The organism is Pantoea sp., assembly GCF_028283705.1.
Taxonomy (GTDB): Bacteria; Pseudomonadota; Gammaproteobacteria; order Enterobacterales; family Enterobacteriaceae; genus Pantoea.
Window position 1 is genome coordinate 42,035 of record NZ_JAPWKD010000024.1, and the last position, 22,481, is coordinate 64,515.

Sequence of the window (22,481 nt, forward strand, 5' to 3'; positions counted from 1 at the left end):
TGACACGGAGGCGAACAGTAATATTTATATTGCGGCAGTTCTGAGCCGTAGTGCTCAGCTCATGCCTTAAAAATGCAGATCTGAACTATAGGCAAACGAATTACATGTCCGCTATGAGCGAAAGCAGCCATCGGATAGTACCTAGCTATGCATGTAGTGCCACGTCATGAGGGCTTCATGTCCTCTCACTTTTTTTACGATGGTGCAGTAAGAAATGCCTGAATATTTTCCGCTTATCAGATCTGGTCCTCTACAAAAATTTCCCACAGCTCTTCTACAGCGCGGGACATCTTTGCTGCCGGGCGGAAAAGCCTGATGTCTATTGGTACCCAGAGCGCGCTCTCTTTCTTTGCCGCAACGGCAATGGAACCGGCATCAACATCCGGCGCTGCCAGCGTTTCCGGCAACCATGCGATACCGTCACCGGCTCTGACCATAGCCAGTAATGTTGCAGCCAGATCGGCAGTAAATGCGATATCCATTCCGCGTCTGGCACGGTTGACCTGCGAAGTGTTGGAAAGGATCCGGCCAAGGCCGGACTCCGCCGAATAGGACAGGAAAGGAAACTTTTTGCCGCCTGATGCATGCCACATTGGCTCGCGGGTTGCCGGATCGCATCTGGAATAAGGCAGTAAAGTTTCCCGTCCAAGCCGGACACTGAGGTATTTCGACTGATCAAGATTGATGTGCATATGAGGGTGGTAGTAACAAAGCAAAAACTGCGCGTCACCTTTGTCGATCATGCGTTCACAGGCACTCAGTGTGTCAGATAACAGGCGAAAAGAACCGAAGCGGGCGATTTTTTCGTTATTACGCATCAGTGTCGGGAAAAAAGAAAATGACAGCGAGTGTGTGGCGGAAAAAATAACGTCCGGTCTGGTTTCTCCTGCGGCCTCTATGGATTCACTTCTCAGGGTATAAAGCGCGCGAATAAGTTCAGGAATCTGCGTAACAAATACTTCCCCGGCGCGCGTCAGGCTGACGCCCCGACGATTTCTTTCAAAAAGCGGCGTTCCAAGCCACTCTTCCAGCGAGACAATCCTCCGGCTGAATGCTGGCTGCGTCACATATCGTGAAGCTGCCGCACGGGAGAAATTCAGGGACTGTGCCAGCGCAACACAGTCCTCAAGCCAGGTTAACTCAAGATGATGCCGATTTTGCATTACAGCCTGCCTCTTTGGCATTAGAACGAAATTTGTTAACTGCTTAGGATGTTATCAGACAGGACAACAAGGTCCCTAGACACTACGTTGGTGCATTATGCCGATAAATATACGGCATGACATAAAACATTGCGTAGGAAATTTAGTTAGATCGTATTTGACTGGAAACTGCCGGAGAGAACATGCGTATCCTTGACGTTGTAGAAATTACCAAGCCTATTGCTTCCCCTATCCGTAACGCTTACATCGATTTCAGCAAGATGACGGCCAGCCTGGTCGCCGTTGTGACAGACGTTGAGGTAGACGGACGTCGCGTAGTGGGATACGGCTTCAACTCTAACGGCCGTTACGGTCAGGGCGGCCTGATCCGTGAACGCTTCCGCAACCGTATCCTCGAAGCCGAACCAGAAAGCCTGTTGAACGCCAAAGGCGACAACCTGGATCCGCATAAGATCTGGGACGTCATGATGAGCAACGAAAAACCGGGCGGTCACGGCGAACGTTCAGTTGCGGTGGGTACGCTGGACATGGCCATCTGGGATGCAACCGCAAAAATTGCTAACAAGCCGCTGTTCCGCCTGCTGGCAGAAATGAAGGGCGTTGAGGCTAACCCGCGTGTTTTTGTCTACGCGGCGGGCGGTTACTATTACCCGGGTAAAGATCTGAGCGCGCTGCGCCAGGAGATGCGCGGCTATCTTAATCGCGGCTATAACGTGGTGAAGATGAAAATCGGTGGGGCGTCTCTGGAAGAGGACCGTCGCCGTATTGAGGCCGTCTTGGAGGAAATTGGCAGCGAAGCGCGTCTCGCCGTTGACGCCAATGGCCGCTTCGATCTGGAAACCGGTATTGCCTATGCGAAAATGCTGCGTGACTACCCGCTGTTCTGGTACGAAGAGGTCGGTGACCCACTGGATTACTCCCTGCAGGCCGCGCTGTCAGAGTTCTATCCGGGCTCAATGGCCACGGGTGAAAACCTTTTCTCCCATCAGGATGCGCGAAATCTGCTGCGTTATGGCGGCATGCGCCCGGACCGAGACTATCTGCAGTTTGACTGCGCACTGTCTTATGGTCTGGTTGAATATCTGCGCACGCTTGATGTGCTTGAGCAGTTTGGCTGGTCACCGTCACGCTGTGTCCCTCACGGTGGTCATCAGATGTCCCTGAACATTGCCGCAGGCCTTGGCCTAGGTGGCAATGAAAGCTATCCCGATCTGTTCCAGCCTTACGGCGGTTTCCCTGACTCGGTGAAGGTAGAAGATGGCCATATCATCATGCCGGAACTGCCTGGTATCGGTTTTGAGGGTAAATCAGACCTCATCAAAGAAATGCGCGCGCTGGCTGAATAAGTCTCTGCTGACATCTCGTCTTGCTTAATTTAATGACGCCCTTCCGCGATGCGGAAGGGCGTAGCGGGAAAAATGTATGAAGCTTTTAAGTTATCTGACGCCTGAAGGATATAAAAGTTACGGTATTTTACAGGGTGAGGGAGTTATTGACCTGAGAAGCCGGACAGATATTGATACTCCCGATTTGAAAAGTTTTATCAGAGAAAAAGGGATCGCAGCAGCTGACGAATATATCAGCTATGAGCCGGATTATCAGCTTTCTGATATTACCTTCCTTCCTGTTATTGAGAATCCGGGAAAAATACTTTGCGTCGGCATGAATTATCAGGCCAAACGCACTGAATTTAGTATTACTTCGGATGCGCCTACCATATTCATCCGGTTCTCAGATTCTCAGACCGCTCATCTGGGCAACATCGTGAAACCTGCGCTGAGCGATCAGCTCGATTATGAGGGTGAGCTTGTAATCATAATCGGAAAATCCGGCCTAAATATCGCTGAGCAGGACGCTGCAGAATACATAGCGGGCTATTCCTGTTATATGGATGGTTCCGTGCGTGACTGGCAGCATACCTGGTTCACTGCCGGCAAAAACTGGAGCAAAACAGGGGGGTTCGGTCCCTGGCTGGTGACGAGTGATGAGGTCCCCGATCCGCAAAAGCTTCAGCTAAAAACCTGGCTTAATGGTGAAATTGTTCAGCAGGACAGTACAGCTAATATGGTTCATCCAATAAGCAAAATTATCAGTTATATGAGTACCTTTACACAGCTGTCCCCGGGTGATGTTATTTTGACAGGCTCACCAGGCGGTGTTGGTCGTTCACGTAATCCGCAGGTATTTCTTAATGACGGCGATGTTATTGAGGTTGAAATTGAGTCAGTCGGTCGCCTGACTAATTACGTCGTTGCAGCTTCAAAATAATAAAAATATTTTATCTGACTGATATTTAAAAGGACCTGAAATCAGCATTTCCTCCCCTACATCTGTTCTAAATGAGGAAGTTATCATGAGTGATAATGCTCTTAAAGGTAATACGCTTATCGGGAAAAAACGCTGGACAATAATACTCCCGGCCGTGTTTATCATGTATACCATTTCTTTCTTTGACCGCGTGAATATAGGCATGGCGCTGCCCCATATTACGGCCGAGATGGGGCTCAGCCCGGTAGAAGCTGGCTGGCTTGGCGGTGCATTTGCATGGGGCTACGTGGCGACGCAGTTTACCGCTGGCTGGCTGGCGCTTCGCTTTGGATCGCGAAGAATAATTGGCGTCAGCCTGTTTCTTTTTGGTGCCTGCGCCATGCTCACGGGTCTGACGCGTAACTTTGGTGAACTGGTTGCCATCCGTTTCTTCCTGGGACTTGCTGAAGGGCCGATTCAGGCAGCAACGGCGATGTTTCTGGCACAGTGGTTTATGAAGCCAGAAAGGGGACGCGCTTTTGGTATCTGGAACCTCAGCCTGGGGGCCGGTGCGTTTCTGGCCGGTCCAATATCGGGCTGGATCCTGGCACATCATGACTGGCGCATGATGATGGTCATTGAAGGGGCACCCGCGTGGCTGTTCTGCATCATCTGGTTTTATCTGGTACCTAAAAGTATTCAGTCTGCAAGCTGGCTCAGCGCCGAAGACCGGGATCATATCCAGAAAGACCTGGCGGCTGAGCAGTCAAACTATGTGAAGGAGAAATCTGACCCGTGGTGGACCATTCTCAAAATACCGGCACTCTGGCTGATGTTAATCGGCTATTCCCTGCACAGCATGCTGGTATACGGCTTTACGCTCTGGCTGCCGACAGCACTTAAGGGGTATGGAACGCTCACTGAATTCATGGTCGGTCTGATCAGCGGAATGCCTTTCCTGATGACCATGGTGGGCATCTGGTATATCACCCGGCGGTCAGATAAATACAACCAGGAACGGCGGCTGCATGCCGCTATTCCCACCGTGTTGTGCGGTATCGCGTTGTCAGCCGCAGCCTTTGTTCCGCTGTCTTATTACTGGGTGCAGATAGCCCTGTTCATGTTTGTCGGCCTGACAATGAAGATGCTTGTGCCGCTGGTTTACGTCCGGTTGACGGAAATCCTCCCGACAAAGAAAGCGGTCCCTGCGGTGGCATTTGTAGGTGCATGCAGCAACTTTATTGGTCAGTTTGGCGGACCGCTTGTTGCCGGCTACCTGAAGCATCTGGGGGGCGGTACTGACATGACGCTCGCATGGAGCGTGCTGGGTCTGTTCTCAGTCGTGGGGGGCATACTGTTTGCCCTGGCCGTGGGGCGTGAGGAGAGCGTCTGGGACATCAGGCAGGCATTCCGGGCTTCTTCCCGCAGGACGATTTCCGCGCGGGAATAAAACGCAGAACCTGCCCCTGCGCATGGGGCAGGCAGACATTTTTATAATCAGGGACGTTTATTAATCAGGAGTGCGATGTGAGGTTATATATCAGAGAGTCTTTGGCGGCATATACAGGCACCGGGCACGTACTCCGGCGGGAAGAGCAGGTCAGAATTAATCAGGCTATTGGATCCTGTGGATTTTCAATGCTCAATCTTGGTGCCTATCTCTCTGGTGCGAATGAAGAAGAAAAAGGTGCAACAGTGTTCGCTGTTCGGAACACCAGAAAACTCTCACGTACTGAGTACTGCATCACAATAAATGACGAAGCAGGGGCCGGGTTTGCGATAGCTAACGAAATAAGCAATGCCTCACTGGTTATGTCGGTCAGTGAAACCATGAATGTCCGCCGGTTTGGTATCAGTCGCACGGAATCGTTCCGGCAGTTGCAGGCGGCGGCGGCAGTGCTTAAAAGCGGCGGGATCGTAACCGATTTGCAACTCTCGACCGTGTTCGGCTGTCCTTTTGAAGGCAAAATGAACGATGGCTTAGTACTACAGCTTATCGACTACTTCTGTCTGCAGGGACTAGACGGCGTTACGCTTCGCGATTCATCGGGTTCTGCTTCGCCGGCAGAAATGTCTGCGCTGTGTCGCCGTCTGCGGCAGGACTATCCCCACCTGACTGTTACCCTTCATCTGAGCGATGCGACCGGGCGAGCTGCACAAAATACCTGCGCAGCTGCTGGCGAAGGCGTGACACGTTTTGGTCTGACTGGCAGAGAACTGGCTGTACCGGGAAGTATAAATATGAAGCATCTGATTGAAAAGTCGCTAAAGTATATCGCAGAAGTTGAACATTATGGTTTTACAACGGAAATTGATACTGAGAAGCTCAGTCAAGTGAGTGAACATGCGTTGCTCACTGAGGCTTAACTGCTAAAGATTTAAACCAAATCTAACTCATTTTAGGAAAAAAATATGCCAGAAATAGTTATTAATCTTGCTGCCGGGCGTGACAAAAAGCAAAAAGAAAAACTTATGCAAGAAGTTTTTATCGCAGTCAAGAAAAGCCTGGACGTGAAGGATGAATACATTGTCATTTCTCTGAACGAGACTCCCAGAGATAACAAATCTCGCGGTGGAAAATTGTTCAGCGAAGAGTGACTCGAAATCCAAATCTGCTGCGGAAGATTAATACGTTAACGCCGTGGCAGTTTGAATTAACGTGAAGATTACTTTGATTGTGCATAACTTTTCCATTTTTTTTGGCTATCCAGTATAAAGTTGATATAGCATTACCCCCCTCCCCCGACATCTGTCCATCTTAACATTTTTGGGCTACCGTTCTGGCCTGTCCTTGGTTATGTATAATAGTAATCTTTGTTGTGCAGTTCATCCTTACAGTCAGAAAGAGCAATTGAAATTTTTGAGAAGCCGATTGAATTTTCATGTTGACCACTATGTCTGATATTCAGTAATGAGCTATTTCCCCGGGCGAAAATAACATTAATTGCTATAGAGAACGCCATGAAACCGCCAAAGAAATCTAATAGCATTGCCATGTGCTTTATTATTTTATTTGTATCGACAACCCAGACAGTCAGGTAAAGAACAAGCGTGTCCGGGTTGATCTTCAGAAACGTTGCTGCTAAACATCGGATGATACGCACAATAAATGAATGAACGGTCATTCATTGTGAGCTATGAATGAATTTTACGCAAGATTGAATCCATTCCGGTAATAGAGTGTGCCTGATACCCTGAATCACTTAAAAGTGTAACCCTCAGGGTTCGAATGACTCTATCTGGCACACAGCGGACATCATGTAATACTTACTCGATGCGGATCAGGCGGGCGAGCAGTGCGCAGCCTGCCCTTGAATGCCGCGTGAGCGGCATGGAGGCGCCAGATCATGTAACTTATGACTCAGAAGCCAATCGGCGCCGAATGCCCGGCGTAGCCGGTTTCTGACCGATATATACTACGAATCCATCCCCTGCCCTGATTAGCCCAAACCAACTTTCAGCAATGAAGAAGTTTATGTAACCCCTTTTAACCCCGGTGAGCGGGCTTTACGGCGCTTGCGACGTAAAGGGCGTGATTTCCGGGGCCTTGGCGGCGGCAGCTTGCTGCTGACGCTTAGGGGGGTGTTCATCATAACGTTCAGCGACAGGCACGGAACTTAACACGGTAGCTGTCAGTTGCGCGCGGTGACCGGATAAGCAAGTGTTCCTCTGAATATGTGCCCTGCCACTCTGCCAGAAAGGTAACCAGCTATGCGTTCATCCCTTTTCCTCCCGCACTGCCAGAACAGTGCCAGCGCAGTGCCACAGGAAGTACCAGCGAAAACTGATATCAGCATCAGGGGTGGCATCGGCGAGCGCGAGCGTGGTCAGCTCCGTGGCCGTATCCTCAAAATCATCCGTAATCCAGATGTGACCAACGCAGGGTGGTGCGGGAGAACGTTGCAGACATCTGCGCCGTGCCGCCACAACAGACCTGCAGCAGGTGAGCAAAAATGTTCAGCAAGACTGCCCGGCATCAGGTGAGGTTGGGAAGGTGTGGGTGAATGCTGTCTATAGGTACTTCCTATTAGCGTGATAGTTAGCACGATCACAATACCAGCATTTATTGTTAACATGATAATAGTTACTATAGTTATCATTATCACATCGAAAGCAAACACGCTTTCCACCATACAAACTAAGGAACAAGACCATGAAAACCATTAAAGCAATGACCATCGCCGCCGCAGCCGCTCTTTCTCTGATGTCAGCAGCCAGCTTCGCTCAAAGCATTTCTGTTACCGCTGATACGCTTGATGGAGCAGAAGCTCAGATCGCCGCTCAGGCCGCGCAGCATGGTGACCAGTATAAAATCACCGAAGCTAACACCAATAACCGTGTGCACATGACTGCTGAACTGTACAAATAACGGATGGTCGCAAAAGGAAGTGCCGGAAGAGGTCGCCCTATGGGCGGCCTTTTTCGCATCTAAGCTCCTCTGAAATCGCATCACTCACCCTGTTTTTCCGGCACAGGGCCTTTGTGCCGGGACGAAGAGGAGCGAAGCGACATCATTTAGAGAAAAAATAGCCCGGGAGTCAGGTACCTGAACCGTTAGTTCCTTTAAACATGCAGACACCTCTTGTCATTCCTCTGAAGTTAAATAACACTGTACGCATAAACAGTAGTTATTTTGAGGTAGATACAATGCATCGCACAGCCAGAGGCAGGGAAGAACAAGGGGCTACGGAACACGTGCCCGCTCGCCATACAGACGCTCCTGACCTTAAAATTCTGCAGCTGGCAGAAAACCGGATCCGGCTGGCCATCCCCTTCTTTGCCGATACCTGTGCTGCCGGTTTTCCCAGCCCGGCCGCCGATTTTGTTGAATCGGAGCTAGACCTTAATGAGCTTTGCATTCACCGTCCCGCAGCCACTTATTTTGTCCGGGCAAGCGGTAACAGTATGGAGGAACTGGGGCTTTTTGACGGGGATGTCATGATCGTTGATCGGGCTGAAGAAGCAACCCACGGTGCCATTGTTATTGCTGAAGTGAACGGTGAGTTCACCGTCAAACGCCTGCAGCTGCATCCAGTACTGGCACTGCTGCCAATGAACAGAGCCTATCCTGTGATTTATCCAGAATCGCTGCAGCTGATGGGCGTAGTCACCTGGTTCTTTCACAGTACCCGGGCCCGCCGGAGGTAATCATGCCTATGTTTGGACTGGCCGACGTTAACAGCTTTTATGCTTCCTGCGAGGCGATTTTCAGGCCTGACCTCCGCGGTAAACCGGTGATCGTCCTGTCAAATAACGACGGCTGTGTGATCGCACGCAACGCATCCGCGAAAAAAATAGGCATTCCTATGGCTGCACCCTGGTTCCAGATAAAAAATCGGGATTTTCCTGAGAAAGTTCATGTATTTAGTTCTAATTATGCGCTTTAGTAAGTTAAGTGGAATGCAACATTAGCTGAGTAAACTTTGAGCAGCACAACTGCTGACAGAGGTGAATGCAATGCTGATCCCACCGAATGAACACGTCCTGTTGCTGGCAGAGCGCTGGCTGAAACTGTTATCCGATCTGGGCCGGGCGCAGGCCACACTTTCCGCCTACCGCGGTGCCCTCCGCCATTATTTTGCGTTCTGCAGCCAGCGCAGTATCGAACCTGAACAGGCCCGGTTTGAAGACCTGGCCGCGTACATCAGCCCGCAGCTGCCCGGCATGCCTTTTCCTGCGGCCAGCGCCACGCTTCAGCTTCGCCTGTCTGCAATCCGCCTCTGGTATGACTTTCTCATGTACCTGGACCTCTGCACGGTCAATCCGCTGCCCCGATCCGGCACGCCCGGCATGCTGAATTCCGGCCGGGGACTGGTTCCCCGCGTCGTCAAGCTGCCGCGCATTCCTGACGACGCAGAGTGGCAGTCTTTTCTCTTTCACGCCGCCGCTTCCCCGCTGCGTGACCGCCTGATGCTGACATTAACCTACTATGGTGCGCTGCGGCGGTCTGAAGTCACCTCGCTGAGTATCGAAGACTTAGACTTTGCGCACCGTCTTATCCGCATCCGGGCAGAAACCACCAAGAGCCGTCGTGAGCGGATTGTCTGTTACAGCCCGGCCGTCACGCCCGTGCTGGCGGCCCATCTCATGCAGATGAAGCGGAACGGAATTACCCGGGGAGCCCTGTTCCGTTCCGCATCCGACCGGAATCAGGGCGCGCCGCTTTCATTCTGGACCTGGAGCAAAACGGTGCGGAAATGGGCGCTGGATTCCAGGATGCCGGACATCTCCACCCATACCTTCCGGCACCTGCGACTGACGCATCTGGCCCGCGCGGGCTGGAAGCTGCACGAACTTGCGACCTACGCAGGACACCGGGATCCGGCGACCACCCAGATTTATATCCACCTGTCGGGCCGCGATCTTGCTGCCAGGATGGCCGGTGCGATTGAGATGGCAGATATCAGGATGGCGAACCTCATTTTCAGCCAGGAGAAATAACATGATCCCGCACACACAGACTGAAAGCCGCTGGCGTCCCCTCGACATGACGGCTTACCGGCTTGAGACGTCACTGAACTCCGATGAACGGACGGCGCTGGCCAGCCCTCACGGCCGGTCCGGGATGCTAAAGATGAAGCCTCTGCCTGACCTCATCAGGCCACTGACGGATATTGCCGCCGGAAGCGGTTGCAGCGGCAAAATCGCCGAGCTGGTGATAGCCAGGCTGGTGCGCGAGATGCATGCAGCCGGCACGCCCTGCTGGTGCTGGACGCAGGAACGCTGGCTGACGCTCTGCCGTGAAGTCCGGGAGGGCCGTCCGTTAATGGCCGCCTTTGCCTGGCATCTGGCAGGCTTTCATGACCCGCTCAGCCTGCCCGATATCCGCAAACCGGCCCTCTACGCTGCCGCCATTTTCGGCCAGACTTTTTATTACCACGAGTTGCAACGGCTGACGGATACGCTGACGTCGCTGGGTTATGCCCCGGCCAGCCAGAAAAATCATGTCTCAGGCATACTGGCCACCCTGATGATCGTAAACAGGGATCCGCGGCTGGAGACATTTACGCCGGAACTGCTGTGGCAGGTCCAGTCCGGGATGGAAGCAGGGACCTCCCGGTATGTCGGCCGCGTTTCACACGCACTCGCCGCGCTGGGCATTATCAGCGCCCCGATGCGGATGCGAAACTATACAAAATGGTACGAAAAGCCGGTGGAGGGAATAGATCCGGCCGGGGTGCGCTGGTGCCGGCGCTGGCGGGAAACGTCAGTGCTCAGACCGCGCACCCGCGAAACCCAGTACAGCTTTGCGCTGCGCTGTGGTCTCTGGCTGGCCCGTGAGCATCCGGAAGTACGGGAACCGGCGGACTGGACCATGGAAACCTGCGCCAGCTTCATCGCGACGGTTGGCCGGATGAACGTGGATGAGCTTCAGCTGGGCACGGAAAGGGGGACCCGGAAGTCAATGCGATCCGGCGAGCCCATGATGCCGCACTCCAGGGCGAATTTTATCTATTCGCTGCGCCGTTTTATGATTGATTACGAAAACTGGGGCTGGGGGCGCCTGCGCTTCAGCCCGGCACGTCATCTTTCGACGCCGGACACGCCCCTGTTCAGGCGCGGCGTCAATCCCAGGGTTATCGACGACCCGGTCTGGCTGAAGCTCATCTGGGCCAGCCTGAATCTGCGTCAGGAAGACCTGCTCACTGAAATACACTATCCGCTTGCCATGCTGCAGGCGATGGCCGTTGTCTGGACCCATGCCGGGCTGAGGAAGAGTGAACTGCTCCGACTGGCCACGGGGTGTATCGCGCCGCAGGCGGACGATATTGTGAAGGAGGATGGCAGCATCATCCCGGCCGGCACCCTGTGCTACCTGCATATCCCGGCCGGGAAAACCTCTAAAGCCTTTGTGAAACCGGTGGCGGTCGTGGTGAAAAAATACGTCGATCTCTGGCTGGACGAACGTCCGGCAGAACAGGCTATGCTTGCTGACGAGCGAACCGGTGAAAAAGTCCGGTTTCTGTTTCAGTACCGCGGTAAGCCTGCCGGTAGCGCGATCCTCAACCGCACGGTGATACCGATGCTCTGCGCACGCGCGGGCGTGCCTTTACAGGACAGCGGCGGAACGATAACCAGCCACCGGGGACGGGCCTCAGCGGTGACCGCGCTGGCGAGCGTACCGCAGGGCATGTCGCTGTACGAACTCATGCAGTGGACGGGACATGCAACGCCTCAGTCCACCATGCATTATCTGCGCATCCGCCCGACTCAGTTGGCCGCCTCGTTCGTTAAAGCAGACAGGGTCGCACACATGATTAGTGTGCTGATTGACCACGATCCGGAAGCCGCCAGCCTGACCGGACCCGCGACGTATTATGATTTAGGCGAGTCATACTGCACGAACCCCTTCTGGAGCAGCTGTCAGCACCGGATGGCCTGCATTGGCTGCGATTTTAACCTGCTCAAACAGAGCGCGCGCGGACTGATACTGGAAAGCAAAGCCTCTGTCAGACGTTACCTTGAGGAAGTACCACTTACACCTGATGAAAAATCTATCGTTGAGCAGGATGCGGTAAAGTTAGATCAAGCCCTGGAGAAATTAATCGTTAAACCCTTTAAGTAAATGAACTGCAATGTGTCGGCTGCACGCATGATCCGCTCTATATTGAATGATTAAACACTAAACCGTCCACATTGTTGAAGGGGTGAGAATGATAACCCGACGCACATAACACATCTCTTTTAACGAATGTGTTTTTGTTCTATCATTTTTCAACTGCCCATTTGGCTTTCCACAATCGGGACTAAAATGCCAACTCTGACACCACTACAACTGTTCAAAAACCTTTCGGACGAAACGCGCCTGACAATGGTGCTCTTGCTGAAAGAAAAGGGTGAGCTCTGCGTGTGTGAACTCTCAGGGGCACTGAAACTTCCTCAGCCTAAAATTTCCCGCCACCTTGCAATGCTCCGATCAAGCGAATTACTCAGCGACCGCCGCGATGGAAAATGGATTCACTATCGCCTGTCACCACAGATGCCAGTGTGGGCGGCTTCTGTCATCGAACAGGCGTGGCTGAGTCAGCGTGACGAAATTCGTGACATGGCCGATCATTCACAGCTGGACCATGCCACAACTAACGGTAGGGCTGTCTGCCTGTAAAAAATTTAGCTAAACACATTCGAATTATCGAATGTGTTTTAGGGCTTTTAATACTTATAAACGGAGGAAGCATGCTGCTGGCAGGCGCAATTTTTATTCTTACATTGATATTCGTTATCTGGCAGCCACGCGGGCTCAGTATCGGATGGAGCGCAGTTGCCGGAGCCGTGCTGGCGCTGGCAACCGGCGTGGTTCATATAGGTGATATTCCCGTGGTCTGGCAGATAGTCTGGAACGCAACGGCCACGTTTATTGCGGTGATCATCATCAGCCTGCTGCTGGATGAATCAGGGTTTTTTGAGTGGGCGGCACTGCATGTTGCGCGCTGGGGCGGCGGCAGCGGAAAGCTGCTTTTCACCTGTATTGTATTGCTGGGAGCGGCGGTAGCAGCGCTGTTTGCTAATGATGGCGCGGCGCTGATAATGACGCCTATCGTGATAGCCATGCTGCTGGCACTCGGATTCAGCCGGGGGGCAACGCTGGCGTTCGTGATGGCGGCGGGATTTATCGCTGATACGTCAAGCCTGCCGCTAATCGTGTCTAACCTGGTCAATATCGTCTCAGCTGACTTTTTCCATCTGGGATTCAGCGATTACGCTTCGGTCATGGTGCCGGTCAATATCGCTTCAGTGCTGGCGACTCTCGCCATGCTGCACCTGTTTTTCCGCAGGGAGATCCCCGCGCAGTATGATGAGGCTAAACTCAGAATGCCGCATGAGGCCATTCGTGATATCAGCACCTTCCGTGCCGGATGGGTGGTCCTCGTTCTGATGCTGGCAGGCTTCTTTGCTCTGGAGCCGCTCGGCGTGCCGGTCAGTCTTGTTGCGGCCATTGGTGCGCTGATCCTCTGGCTGGTCGCACGGCGCGGCCATGTAATCGATACCCGCAGAGTGCTGCGCAACGCACCCTGGCAGATAGTGGTGTTTTCACTTGGCATGTATCTGGTGGTCTACGGACTGCGTAATGCCGGACTGACGGAATATCTGCCCAGGCTGCTTAACGATTTTTCCACTTCCGGTGTATGGGGCGCAGCGATGGGAACCGGATATCTCACCGCCCTCCTCTCATCAGTCATGAACAACATGCCAACGGTGCTGATTGGCGCACTTTCCATTGATGCCAGCGCTGCGCAGGGTGTCGTGCGTGAGGCAATGATTTACGCCAACATCATCGGCTGCGATCTTGGACCGAAAATCACGCCGATTGGCAGTCTGGCAACGCTGCTGTGGTTACACGTACTGTCACAGAAAAACATCCGCATCAGCTGGGACTACTACTTCCGGGCCGGCATCGTCATGACGCTGCCGGTACTGACCGTTACGCTTGCAGCGCTCGCGCTGCGCCTGTCTGTGTGATGATAATCCGGGGCGGCGTATGCAGCCCCACTACACGAGGTTTTACCATGTCTGACATCACCATTTATCACAATCCCGCCTGCGGCACCTCGCGTAATACGCTGGCGCTAATCCGTAACAGCGGTGCAGAGCCTACCGTGATTCATTACCTTGAAACTCCGCCGACGCGTGAAACTCTTCAGGCGCTGACTGAAGCGATGGGAACAGGAGTGCGGGCGCTGCTGCGTAAAAACACTGACCCCTATGAACAACTGGGCCTCGCCAGCGACAGCTTTTCTGATGAACAGCTGCTGGATGCCATGCTGGCTCACCCGATTCTGATCAATCGTCCGATAGTGGTGACGCCTCTGGGAACGAAGCTTTGCCGCCCTTCCGAAGTCGTTCTGGACATTCTGCCTGATCCGCAGAAAGGTCCGTTCACCAAGGAGGATGGCGAAGTAGTGATTGGCGCGGACGGTAAACGCGTCAGCCAGTAATCAGGCAACATGAAAAGAAAAACCGGCGTTTCGCCGGTTTTTTCAGATACTGCGCTGGTTAACCCTGGCTGAGAGCTGCTCCGCGCTCTCCTTTCTCTCGCTGTAGCGATCGGTCAGATATTCGCTGCGTCCGCGCGTCAGCACGGTGAACTTCATCAGTTCCTCCATTACGTCCACGATGCGCTCGTAATATGCCGACGGCTTCATCCGTCCTGCTTCATCGAACTCCGCCCAGGCTTTTGCAACCGATGACTGGTTAGGAATGGTGATCATGCGCATCCAGCGTCCCAGAATACGCATCTGGTTAACAGCGTTAAATGACTGAGAGCCGCCGCTGACCTGCATCACCGCCAGCGTTTTGCCCTGTGAAGGCCGAACTGCGCCTGTTGAGAGCGGGATCCAGTCAATCTGCGCTTTCATCACGCCGGTCATTGCGCCGTGGCGCTCTGGTGAACACCACACCATGCCTTCAGACCACAATACCAGTTCACGCAGTTCAGCAACTTTTGGATGCGTTTCGGGGGCGTCATCGGGAAGTGGCAACCCGGATGGGTTAAAAATCCTGACCTCTGCGCCCATCGCAGTCAGCAGTCGGGCAGCTTCTTCCGTGGCGAACCGGCTGAAAGAGCGTTCACGCACTGAACCGTAGAGCATCAGTATGCGCGGTGCGTGGACAGGCTCGTCAGCGGCCAGTTTTGCGGTTGTAATCGGTGCATCAAACAGGCCAGCATCGATATTGGGTAGCGACATATCCGTCAGATTCATTCTGTTCTCTCGGTTAACTGGGTTGGCAGGCTGAGGCCACATCCGCCTTCTCCACTGCAGCACTCCTCGACGAGAAAGGCCAGCAGCTGCTCCAGATGTTCATACTGTGGCAGGCAAAACAGTGTGCGCCCCTGACGATTCTGGCGGATGAGCCCGACAGACATCAGCGCGGAAAGGTGATGACTCAGCGTGGATGCCGGTATGTCCAGCTGCTTCTGTAAATCGCCGACCGACAGCCCGCCGTGCCCTGCCTTAACCAGCGTTTTGTAAACGGCCAGTCTCGTAGGATGGCCAAGCTCTTTTAACGCGCTGGCCGCCGTATTCAGGTCCATAAAACTCCCCTTAAATCTATATTTCCAGAATAATGGAAATATAATTCCAGTCAAATAAAGTCCCCATGTTGTTAAGTAATCAATCTGGTAAACGCACGGTAATCGCTCAAGGCGGCCAATAGATACACAAGAATCCATTTTTAAATTGCCGTCTAAGGGATTGATAGCACTTAGCTGCGTACCCTTTCCGTAACAGCGGGCGGAACCTGCGGTGATTCATTACCTTGTAACACCGCCGACGCGTGAAGCCCTGCGGGCGCTGACTGAAGCGATGGAAACCAGAGTATGGGCGCTACTGCGTACAAACACTGAACCCTGTGAACAACTGTGCCTCGCCAGGAACAGCTTTTCAGATGAACAATTGCTGGATGCCATGCTGGCTCACCCGATACAGATCAATCGCTCGATAGTAGTGACGCCAATGGGAATAAAGCTTTGCCACCTTTCCTGAGTTGCGCTGGACATCCTGCCTGACCAGCAGAAAGGACCGTTCACAAAAGAAGGTGATGAAATGGTCAGCGATACGTCGGATCAACGCTCCTCACAGAGAGGATAAATCAGCTGAGCCGCGCAACATAAATACCGTCTGTATAAAATTAGCCATTCATAACCAGGTGAAATGACTGAAAAGACTGCCAGTGAGTCCAGAAGCAGCCATTGCCAGGCTGCTCCAGAAACTCACACGCATCACACTTCTGATAGCAGGTGCTCCGCCCGCTTTGGCAGCAAGAGCCCCCAGTAATGCGAGAGATAACATGGCGGTAATGACGATAGAAGAAATGCTTATTACCCCAGAGGTGAGCATTACAGACCCCAGAGGCACAAGCGCACCTGATATAAAACTTCCGGCAGAAAACAGCGCCGCCTGCAAGGGTCTGGCGGTACTGAATTCCGTAATACCCAGTTCATCGCGTGCATGCGCATCGAGTGCATTGTGTTTCATCAATGCCAGCGATACCTGCCGGGCCAGACAGGTATCAAGTCCCCTGAGTACATAAATGGCAGTAAGTTCATGCACTTCGCCAGGATAATTGTGATCAAGTTCGCGCTGCTCCTCAGCAAGCGCCGCCTGTTCAGTATCCGCCTGTGATGAGACGGAGACATACTCACCGGTAGCCATAGCCATCGCACCGGCAACAACACCCGCAATACCCGTAAGTAAGACACCATGATAACTGCTACCGCCTGCTGCCACCCCGGTAAGAATACTGGCAGTCGAGACAATACCGTCATTAGCTCCCATAACAGCGGCACGAAGGACATTAGACCGGAGAACTTTATGCGATTCATCATGCCGCATAGTTAACCTCTTCATGAAGAGTGACGGGAATATAAATTGATTACTGCCGTGATTTTTTTCAAATAAATAGGCATCAACCATCAAACGCTTATTAGCCTGGGTATCGAAAAAGTCGTGCTAAACGTTATTTTTCCCTGCCAGTAGCATATGAAGAATGCCCATAGCACCGTGGGCGTAAAAATAGATTTCGATAAAGGTCGTCAGGAATTTGTGCCAGTGGATATAGCTTCCAGCTGTATCTGCGGGTAAACCTGGTAGGCTGTTGAATATAAACCACATACCACCGGACACAGCAACCGCAAGCAGTGATACCACCCCAAGGCCCTGAATGGTGGCGGCGATACCTCCTTTTGTGGCTTCAGGTAATTTAAATCGGGCGAGCTGCATCAAATCGCCTTTGATACCCTTAAAATCCAGCGCCACCCAGGCGAAGTACCACCTGAAACCACGCTGCGTCAGCATCCATACAAGAAGTGTCAACCCGAGTAAAACTAACACAAACCCAGAAACAATATGGAACCAGGTCACCAGTGACTCAAGGCCGTAACCACTCAAAGCCTCACGTTCAGTTAAATTGGAATTGATAATCTGGGATAAAATCAGCAACGCAACTGAGATATGAAGAGCACGAAAAAAGGGTGCATAATCATGAGGGAGCAATGCCATAATTTTGTTTTTCATCATGTCACCATAAATAGAGTCATTGAGTCTATTTTCTGTCCGCCAGATTAAAATATCCTTAACGTGGATAATATTACAAAAAAAAACAAGATGATAATGATTTTCGTTGCTATCAATAAAGGGTTACGGAAACTCTGACATGATTTACCGGCTTAGCTTTATTAAGTTACGGGCGAACGTAATTTCATGCTGGTACCCCCTACTCTATCCCACAGAGTACTAATACATTCTCTAACAAAAACCTCGCATGAATTGATACTTCCAAATGTTGCATTTGCTGCGATGGGACAATCCAGATACTGGAATTTCCATTCCACATAAACCACAGCCTCAGCCAGCGTGTGATGACAGCTCTGGAGGAAATGACGCCACGCGTAGAGCAGTATTCAATCGATGAAATGTTCCTCGACCTGACCGGTATCAATGCCTGCGAGGATTTCGAGCACTTCGGCCGTCGGTTGCGCGAAAATGTGCTGGCCACGACCGGACTGACTATCGGCGTAGGCATGGGCCCGACGAAAACGCTGGCAAAATCGGCTCAATGGGCAAGTAAGGAGTGGAAGCAGTTCCGCGGTGTCCTCGCTCTGACACCGGATAATCCGAAACGCACAGCTACCCTTCTCTCCCGCCAACCGGTGGAAGAAATCTGGGGAGTCGGGCGCCGTATCGGCAAAAAGCTGAATCTGCTCGGTATCCGGACCGCACTGGAACTGGCGCGAACTCATCCGGCCTTTATCCGGAAAAATTTTTCCGTCGTCCTGGAGCGAACCGTGCGTGAACTCAACGGCGAATCCTGTATTCCACTGGAAGAACTCCCGCCATCAAAACAGCAGATAGTTTGCAGCCGCAGTTTTGGCAGCCGGGTAACAACAAAGCTCGCCATGACACAGGCGCTCTGTCAGTACGCAGCCCGGGCAGCCGAGAAGTTGCGGGGGGAACGCCAGTACTGTCGGCATATCAGTGTATTTATCCGGACCTCACCGCACGCCACCGATGAGATATTTTACGGGAACAGCGCCTGTGAGAAACTGACGCTGCCGACACAGGACACCCGGGACATAACTGCCGTGGTATTGCGCGCGCTCGATCGCATCTGGGTCGATGGCCACCGCTACATGAAGGCCGGAGTCATGCTCGATGACTTTACGCCTCATGGCGTCACCCAGCTGAATCTGTTTGATGATAATCAGCCACGGCCGAAAAGCCCGCAATTGATGAAAGTGCTGGATGGTATTAACCAGTCGGGACTGGGGAAGGTCTGGTTTGCCGGACAGGGAATGGATACAGAATGGAAAATGAAACGGGAGATGCTGAGCCCCGGCTATACCACACGCTGGAATGAAATCCCGGTGGCTCATGTACGTTGAAAAGGTCTGCCGTGCAGGGGCTGAAGCCCCAGCCCTCTACCCTCTATTGCATGAAGTTCCAGAACTCATCCATGACTAACGGAAGACGTCCCGGTTTCTTACCTCTGAAATATCTTCCACGCGGCAGTTTCTCTCCCCGTTTCAGCCGCGAAATCCAGTCTTTGTAGGCAGGCCGTTGCCGTGGCGGTGAGCCAAAACGACTCAGCGACTGCGTCACCTCAGTAAGACGTATCTCACCGGTTCTTAACCGCGCTGCTTTCACAAATTCCTGCATGCTCATCACTGAACTCCATTCTTCGTGCCATTTTCAGCGTTGTTTATTTTTTTTCCAGGTCCCATCAGACAGAAACATCGACCGTGCCACAAAAGCCCCCCAGAAAACCTGTAAGGTGATTTTCACCAGTTCGCTGGCTTCATGAAGAAAAAACAGCGGCACGATAAACAGGGCACTGAGAAGAAATCCCCACTCTGCCGTGCTCTTTCGGTCCTTGCCGGTCAGGGTCTTAAAGCCCAGAAAGCCGGCGGTCATAAACAGTGCTTTATTCATTGGCTCTCCACGGCACAGGGTTCTCAGTCCGAACCAAACATTTGTTTTGCATTGTTCCGGGTTTCATCCGCCGCATCAGGTTGCACCGGAGGACATTCGACCTCCGGTGTCTGAGCAGAAGCAGAGGCCTGTTCAGCCGAAAGATTTTTCGGACTGACGGCTCTGATCACCTGCAGCACTTCCTCCGCTGTCGTTTTCTCACTCAGCAGCTCTGACAGAAGGAACGGCAATCGGGGGTCTATACGTTGCAGCGCAAACCCGCTCAGCATCGCAGCCTTCCATAGGCGGCCACGCTCCCCCTGCTGCGTGCTTTCTGTAAAGGCATCAGCAAACTCTTCACCCGGACTGGACTTCGGGTTGATGTAAAACTGGATTTTCCTGCGGGTGTCCATCTCTTTATCCGATAGCAAGCATCCCGAGGACTAAATCGAACTGGGATGACTCTGTTTTATAAAAGCGCTCCGGCCGCACACTGCAATGCATACGCACTGCATCTGCAATTATTTCTGCGCCACCGCCGATAACCATAACATGCGTAAAGCCTTCAAACGAACTGACAGCGCTGATCACACGATGAATCAGGCGGTTACAGGATTCATTCAGTGTATCTTTCACCAGGCTGACACGGGAAACATCATTAATACGATTTTGCAGATAATCTGCATCTGTGCGGTGAATAATAATGTCATCGGCCAGATAGCTGCTGCCGCGTGTTCCGGCGTTCCGCAGAGCATCAGCCACCGCCCCCGTCATCAGTGATACTCCGATAGTCGCGTCTCCGTAAATACGGGAAATACCGCTCATCCGGCCGCGTACCTGTGAAATATCAAGCGTAGTTCCCCCCAGATCGATAATGAGCAGAGAGTCCAGAGGGTCCAGTTTACTCAGTATCTCAAAACCGGCAGGAATGGATTCCGGTCTAACCTTCACACTTCTGACCGAGAAAACTTCCCCATGATTTGCTTTAACCGGCCGGAGCAGACTTTGCCTCTTTCGTTCAATATTTACCGTATTGGGCTGGTTACTATGGTCGTAATACTCGGTCAGCGGTAATGTGACCGTGATATCAACTTCACAGGGCGGGATCCCTGCCATCAGCAAAGCATGATGCACGGCCACTACATTCACATCGCTGTACTGCCATGCAATATTCGTGGTGATCACCGCATCCGGTGAAATGGGATCAAATGAATAATGCTCGTCATTCATCGCGTAGTTGTAAGCTGCCTTTTCGCCGAAAGATACAGACCACTCACGTTTAAAGCTGTTCGGGCTGAGAGAAGTACGTACTTTCTCCCCTTCTTTCCAGGCCAGCTTGATATTGGTTGAACCGTCATCGATAAAAATCTTCACAACCCTCTCCTTAACCTCAAATTGAGAACTATTTGAGATAAATATACAAAACGCGAAGTCCCCCATCAATGGTTATTCTCATATTTATCTCATAAAAATCTCAATTAGTGCTCAATTTATGATTCTGATTAGGGCTGGATTTGATGCCTGGGTACATCACGGTAGTGGCGATATATGCGTGGCCAACACCATCAGGGTGGATGCTCACTGAATTGAATGAGGGAAGAACGGCGGGAGACGGCAGAACTTGTTCTGGTGTCGGGGCCGCCGTTGGACAACCGAACGCAGTGAGGGCGACAGAAAGCAATCTGAAAGTGTTGTGTGCTATTGAAAGAAAGCTGGCAGTCAACTCATTGACTGGGAAACCGATGTTGAATAGTTATCCTCAGGAGCAATAAAGAACTACAAATTTAATACATGTGTATTCATTTTGAAGTCTTAATGAATTGCATAATGAGAGTGATATTACTGAGAATAAGCACAAAAAAACCGCCTTAGCGGGTTTCTTTAGCTGATGTGGGTTTTCTTCGATACACCGGCCATATGTAGTGGTTTACTGAATTTGGCCACCTGAACAGAGGTGATATGCTCGCCTCAGAACAACACAGGTGCCTTAATGAAAAAAAGAAATTTCAGCGCGGAGTTCAAACGTGAATCCGCTCAGCTGGTTGTTGATCAGAACTACACCGTTGCTGAAGCTGCCAAAGCCATGGATATTGGACTTTCAACAATGACCCGATGGGTCAGACAATTGCGGGACGAACGGCAGGGCAAAACGCCAAAAGCCTCTCCGATAACACCGGAACAAATCGAAATACGTGAGCTAAAGAAAAAACTACAACGTATTGAAATGGAAAATGAAATATTAAAAAAGGCTACCGCGCTCTTGATGTCAGACTCCCTGAACAGTTCTCGCTAATCGGGAAACTCAGGGCGCGTTATCCAGTGGCCTCTCTCTGCTACGTGTTTGGGGTTCATCGCAGCAGCTACAAATACTGGGAAAACCGTCCTAAAAAACCAGACGGCAGGCGGGCTGTCTTACGAAGCCAGGTACTGGAGCTGCACGGCATCAGCCACGGTTCTGCCGGGGCAAGGAGCATCGCCACGATGGCAACCCAGAAAGGCTATCAGATGGGACGCTGGCTTGCAGGCAGACTTATGAAAGAGCTGGGGCTGATCAGCTGCCAGCAGCCAACTCACCGATATAAGCGTGGCGGTCATGAACATGTTGCTATCCCTAATCACCTTGAACGGCAGTTCGCAGTGACAGATCCAAATCAGGTATGGTGCGGCGACGTGACGTATATCTGGACAGGTAAACGCTGGGCGTACCTCGCTGTTGTTCTTGACCTGTTCGCGAGGAAACCGGTGGGCTGGGCAATGTCGTTCTCGCCAGACAGCAGACTCACCATGAAAGCGCTGGAAATGGCATGGGAAACTCGCGGCATGCCAGCCGGAGTAATGTTCCATAGCGATCAGGGCAGTCATTATACGAGCAGACAATACCGGCAGTTACTGTGGAGATACCGGATCAAGCAGAGTATGAGCCGGCGTGGGAACTGCTGGGATAATAGCCCAATGGAACGCTTCTTTCGGAGCCTGAAGAATGAGTGGATACCGGTGACGGGTTACATAAGCTTCAGCGATGCAGCCCACGCAATAACAGACTATATCGTTGGATATTACAGTGCGCTCAGGCCACACGAATATAACGGTGGGTTACCACCAAACGAATCGGAAAATCGATACTGGAAAAACTCTAAAACGGTGGCCAGTTTTAGTTGACCAC

24 protein-coding genes and 1 pseudogene are annotated in these 22,481 nt (G+C 52.1%); 16 read left to right on the forward strand and 9 right to left on the reverse strand.

The genetic code is table 11. The features are described 5' to 3' along the window. Positions 1-236: 236 nt before the first annotated feature. Positions 237-1,163 (reverse strand): LysR family transcriptional regulator, encoded by a 927-nt coding sequence (locus PW844_RS20770; protein ID WP_299455909.1) that lies wholly within the window; start codon positions 1,161-1,163, stop codon positions 237-239. Positions 1,164-1,345: 182 nt separating this feature from the next. Between PW844_RS20770 and PW844_RS20775 the strand changes: the two genes are divergently transcribed. The 13 genes and pseudogenes from PW844_RS20775 (at position 1,346) to arsC (ending at position 14,347) form a co-directional block, all read left to right on the forward strand. After that, positions 1,346-2,509 carry a mandelate racemase/muconate lactonizing enzyme family protein gene (locus tag PW844_RS20775; RefSeq protein WP_048297292.1) on the forward strand — a complete coding sequence of 388 codons (1,164 nt, stop codon included), beginning with the start codon at positions 1,346-1,348 and terminating at the stop codon, positions 2,507-2,509. A gap of 76 nt (positions 2,510-2,585) precedes the next feature. Continuing rightward, positions 2,586-3,431, forward strand: a complete 846-nt coding sequence (locus tag PW844_RS20780; protein ID WP_299455918.1) for a fumarylacetoacetate hydrolase family protein — start codon at positions 2,586-2,588, stop codon at positions 3,429-3,431. An 85-nt stretch (positions 3,432-3,516) separates the two neighbouring features. After that, positions 3,517-4,860, forward strand: a complete 1,344-nt coding sequence (locus tag PW844_RS20785) for an MFS transporter (protein WP_299455920.1) — start codon at positions 3,517-3,519, stop codon at positions 4,858-4,860. 77 nt (positions 4,861-4,937) lie between these two features. Beyond that, positions 4,938-5,777 carry a hypothetical protein gene (locus tag PW844_RS20790; protein ID WP_299455922.1) on the forward strand — a complete coding sequence of 280 codons (840 nt, stop codon included), beginning with the start codon at positions 4,938-4,940 and terminating at the stop codon, positions 5,775-5,777. A gap of 45 nt (positions 5,778-5,822) precedes the next feature. Next, entirely contained in the window at positions 5,823-6,008 is a 186-nt protein-coding gene (locus PW844_RS20795) for a tautomerase family protein (protein ID WP_299455924.1), read from the forward strand. 1,555 nt (positions 6,009-7,563) lie between these two features. Beyond that, positions 7,564-7,779 carry a YdgH/BhsA/McbA-like domain containing protein gene (locus tag PW844_RS20800; protein WP_299455926.1) on the forward strand — a complete coding sequence of 72 codons (216 nt, stop codon included), beginning with the start codon at positions 7,564-7,566 and terminating at the stop codon, positions 7,777-7,779. A 278-nt stretch (positions 7,780-8,057) separates the two neighbouring features. Then, positions 8,058-8,558: a translesion error-prone DNA polymerase V autoproteolytic subunit gene (gene umuD / locus PW844_RS20805; RefSeq protein ID WP_299455928.1), complete on the forward strand. Its 501-nt coding sequence runs from the start codon at positions 8,058-8,060 to the stop codon at positions 8,556-8,558. An 8-nt stretch (positions 8,559-8,566) separates the two neighbouring features. Next, positions 8,567-8,794 (forward strand): annotated as a pseudogene (locus PW844_RS20810) (DNA polymerase V subunit UmuC); the annotation flags it as partial. 73 nt (positions 8,795-8,867) lie between these two features. Continuing rightward, positions 8,868-9,851 carry a tyrosine-type recombinase/integrase gene (locus PW844_RS20815; protein ID WP_299455929.1) on the forward strand — a complete coding sequence of 328 codons (984 nt, stop codon included), beginning with the start codon at positions 8,868-8,870 and terminating at the stop codon, positions 9,849-9,851. Between the two features lies 1 nt (position 9,852). Continuing rightward, the gene (locus tag PW844_RS20820; RefSeq protein ID WP_299455931.1) at positions 9,853-11,976 is read left to right on the forward strand and encodes a tyrosine-type recombinase/integrase; all 2,124 of its coding nucleotides are present in this window, start codon (positions 9,853-9,855) and stop codon (positions 11,974-11,976) included. A gap of 186 nt (positions 11,977-12,162) precedes the next feature. Further along, a complete protein-coding gene (locus PW844_RS20825) occupies positions 12,163-12,516 on the forward strand; it encodes a metalloregulator ArsR/SmtB family transcription factor (RefSeq protein ID WP_299455933.1) in 354 nt (117 codons plus the stop codon). Positions 12,517-12,587: 71 nt separating this feature from the next. Beyond that, positions 12,588-13,871 (forward strand): arsenic transporter, encoded by a 1,284-nt coding sequence (locus PW844_RS20830; RefSeq protein ID WP_299455935.1) that lies wholly within the window; start codon positions 12,588-12,590, stop codon positions 13,869-13,871. A gap of 47 nt (positions 13,872-13,918) precedes the next feature. Further along, positions 13,919-14,347 (forward strand): glutaredoxin-dependent arsenate reductase, encoded by a 429-nt coding sequence (arsC, locus tag PW844_RS20835; RefSeq protein WP_299455937.1) that lies wholly within the window; start codon positions 13,919-13,921, stop codon positions 14,345-14,347. A 42-nt stretch (positions 14,348-14,389) separates the two neighbouring features. Here arsC and arsH read toward each other — a convergent pair whose 3' ends face one another. Next, positions 14,390-15,112 carry an arsenical resistance protein ArsH gene (gene arsH, locus PW844_RS20840; RefSeq protein ID WP_299455939.1) on the reverse strand — a complete coding sequence of 241 codons (723 nt, stop codon included), beginning with the start codon at positions 15,110-15,112 and terminating at the stop codon, positions 14,390-14,392. Then, on the reverse strand, positions 15,109-15,444 hold the full coding sequence (locus tag PW844_RS20845; protein ID WP_299455941.1) for a helix-turn-helix transcriptional regulator: 336 nt from the start codon (positions 15,442-15,444) through the stop codon (positions 15,109-15,111). The genes arsH and PW844_RS20845 overlap by 4 nt, the downstream gene beginning before the upstream one ends. A gap of 211 nt (positions 15,445-15,655) precedes the next feature. Here PW844_RS20845 and PW844_RS20850 point away from each other — a divergent pair, with 211 nt between their 5' ends. After that, complete coding sequence (locus PW844_RS20850) at positions 15,656-15,895, forward strand: ArsC/Spx/MgsR family protein (protein WP_299455943.1); 240 nt, start codon at positions 15,656-15,658, stop codon at positions 15,893-15,895. A 153-nt stretch (positions 15,896-16,048) separates the two neighbouring features. Here the strand turns inward: PW844_RS20850 and PW844_RS20855 are convergent, their stop codons facing one another. Both PW844_RS20855 and PW844_RS20860 read right to left on the reverse strand, forming a co-directional pair. Next, entirely contained in the window at positions 16,049-16,744 is a 696-nt protein-coding gene (locus PW844_RS20855) for a VIT family protein (RefSeq protein ID WP_299455961.1), read from the reverse strand. A gap of 117 nt (positions 16,745-16,861) precedes the next feature. Then, a complete protein-coding gene (locus PW844_RS20860; RefSeq protein ID WP_299455963.1) occupies positions 16,862-17,425 on the reverse strand; it encodes a cytochrome b/b6 domain-containing protein in 564 nt (187 codons plus the stop codon). Between the two features lie 272 nt (positions 17,426-17,697). Between PW844_RS20860 and umuC the strand changes: the two genes are divergently transcribed. Next, complete coding sequence (gene umuC / locus PW844_RS20865) at positions 17,698-18,792, forward strand: translesion error-prone DNA polymerase V subunit UmuC (protein ID WP_299455965.1); 1,095 nt, start codon at positions 17,698-17,700, stop codon at positions 18,790-18,792. Between the two features lie 43 nt (positions 18,793-18,835). Here umuC and PW844_RS20870 read toward each other — a convergent pair whose 3' ends face one another. The 4 genes from PW844_RS20870 to PW844_RS20885 are packed head-to-tail and all read right to left on the reverse strand — an operon-like array spanning position 18,836 to position 20,692. After that, positions 18,836-19,072 carry a hypothetical protein gene (locus PW844_RS20870; protein WP_299455945.1) on the reverse strand — a complete coding sequence of 79 codons (237 nt, stop codon included), beginning with the start codon at positions 19,070-19,072 and terminating at the stop codon, positions 18,836-18,838. Between the two features lie 27 nt (positions 19,073-19,099). Beyond that, complete coding sequence (locus tag PW844_RS20875) at positions 19,100-19,339, reverse strand: hypothetical protein (protein ID WP_299455947.1); 240 nt, start codon at positions 19,337-19,339, stop codon at positions 19,100-19,102. Positions 19,340-19,362: 23 nt separating this feature from the next. Beyond that, positions 19,363-19,731 carry a plasmid partitioning/stability family protein gene (locus PW844_RS20880; RefSeq protein ID WP_299455949.1) on the reverse strand — a complete coding sequence of 123 codons (369 nt, stop codon included), beginning with the start codon at positions 19,729-19,731 and terminating at the stop codon, positions 19,363-19,365. Between the two features lie 4 nt (positions 19,732-19,735). Further along, positions 19,736-20,692: a plasmid segregation protein ParM gene (locus tag PW844_RS20885; protein ID WP_299455951.1), complete on the reverse strand. Its 957-nt coding sequence runs from the start codon at positions 20,690-20,692 to the stop codon at positions 19,736-19,738. Positions 20,693-21,308: 616 nt separating this feature from the next. On the opposite strand from PW844_RS20885, the gene PW844_RS20890 reads away from it, so the two are divergent. After that, positions 21,309-22,477 (forward strand): IS3 family transposase gene (locus PW844_RS20890; RefSeq protein WP_299455953.1). Its coding sequence is split into 2 segments (ribosomal slippage): positions 21,309-21,558 and positions 21,558-22,477, totalling 1,170 coding nucleotides; the frame shifts between segments, so codons are not numbered across the junction. Positions 22,478-22,481 lie beyond the last annotated feature (4 nt).

Bases quoted from the DNA above. Each gene is read 5' to 3' on its own strand.
- PW844_RS20770 (WP_299455909.1), bottom strand. From the start codon at position 1,163: ATGCAAAATCGGCATCATCTTGAGTTAACCTGGCTTGAGGACTGTGTT.
- PW844_RS20775 (WP_048297292.1), top strand. From the start codon at position 1,346: ATGCGTATCCTTGACGTTGTAGAAATTACCAAGCCTATTGCTTCCCCT.
- PW844_RS20780 (WP_299455918.1), top strand. From the start codon at position 2,586: ATGAAGCTTTTAAGTTATCTGACGCCTGAAGGATATAAAAGTTACGGT.
- PW844_RS20785 (WP_299455920.1), top strand. From the start codon at position 3,517: ATGAGTGATAATGCTCTTAAAGGTAATACGCTTATCGGGAAAAAACGC.
- PW844_RS20795 (WP_299455924.1), top strand. From the start codon at position 5,823: ATGCCAGAAATAGTTATTAATCTTGCTGCCGGGCGTGACAAAAAGCAA.
- PW844_RS20800 (WP_299455926.1), top strand. From the start codon at position 7,564: ATGAAAACCATTAAAGCAATGACCATCGCCGCCGCAGCCGCTCTTTCT.
- umuD (WP_299455928.1), top strand. From the start codon at position 8,058: ATGCATCGCACAGCCAGAGGCAGGGAAGAACAAGGGGCTACGGAACAC.
- PW844_RS20815 (WP_299455929.1), top strand. From the start codon at position 8,868: ATGCTGATCCCACCGAATGAACACGTCCTGTTGCTGGCAGAGCGCTGG.
- PW844_RS20820 (WP_299455931.1), top strand. From the start codon at position 9,853: ATGATCCCGCACACACAGACTGAAAGCCGCTGGCGTCCCCTCGACATG.
- PW844_RS20825 (WP_299455933.1), top strand. From the start codon at position 12,163: ATGCCAACTCTGACACCACTACAACTGTTCAAAAACCTTTCGGACGAA.
- PW844_RS20830 (WP_299455935.1), top strand. From the start codon at position 12,588: ATGCTGCTGGCAGGCGCAATTTTTATTCTTACATTGATATTCGTTATC.
- arsC (WP_299455937.1), top strand. From the start codon at position 13,919: ATGTCTGACATCACCATTTATCACAATCCCGCCTGCGGCACCTCGCGT.
- arsH (WP_299455939.1), bottom strand. From the start codon at position 15,112: ATGAATCTGACGGATATGTCGCTACCCAATATCGATGCTGGCCTGTTT.
- PW844_RS20845 (WP_299455941.1), bottom strand. From the start codon at position 15,444: ATGGACCTGAATACGGCGGCCAGCGCGTTAAAAGAGCTTGGCCATCCT.
- PW844_RS20855 (WP_299455961.1), bottom strand. From the start codon at position 16,744: ATGCGGCATGATGAATCGCATAAAGTTCTCCGGTCTAATGTCCTTCGT.
- PW844_RS20860 (WP_299455963.1), bottom strand. From the start codon at position 17,425: ATGAAAAACAAAATTATGGCATTGCTCCCTCATGATTATGCACCCTTT.
- PW844_RS20870 (WP_299455945.1), bottom strand. From the start codon at position 19,072: ATGAGCATGCAGGAATTTGTGAAAGCAGCGCGGTTAAGAACCGGTGAG.
- PW844_RS20875 (WP_299455947.1), bottom strand. From the start codon at position 19,339: ATGAATAAAGCACTGTTTATGACCGCCGGCTTTCTGGGCTTTAAGACC.
- PW844_RS20880 (WP_299455949.1), bottom strand. From the start codon at position 19,731: ATGGACACCCGCAGGAAAATCCAGTTTTACATCAACCCGAAGTCCAGT.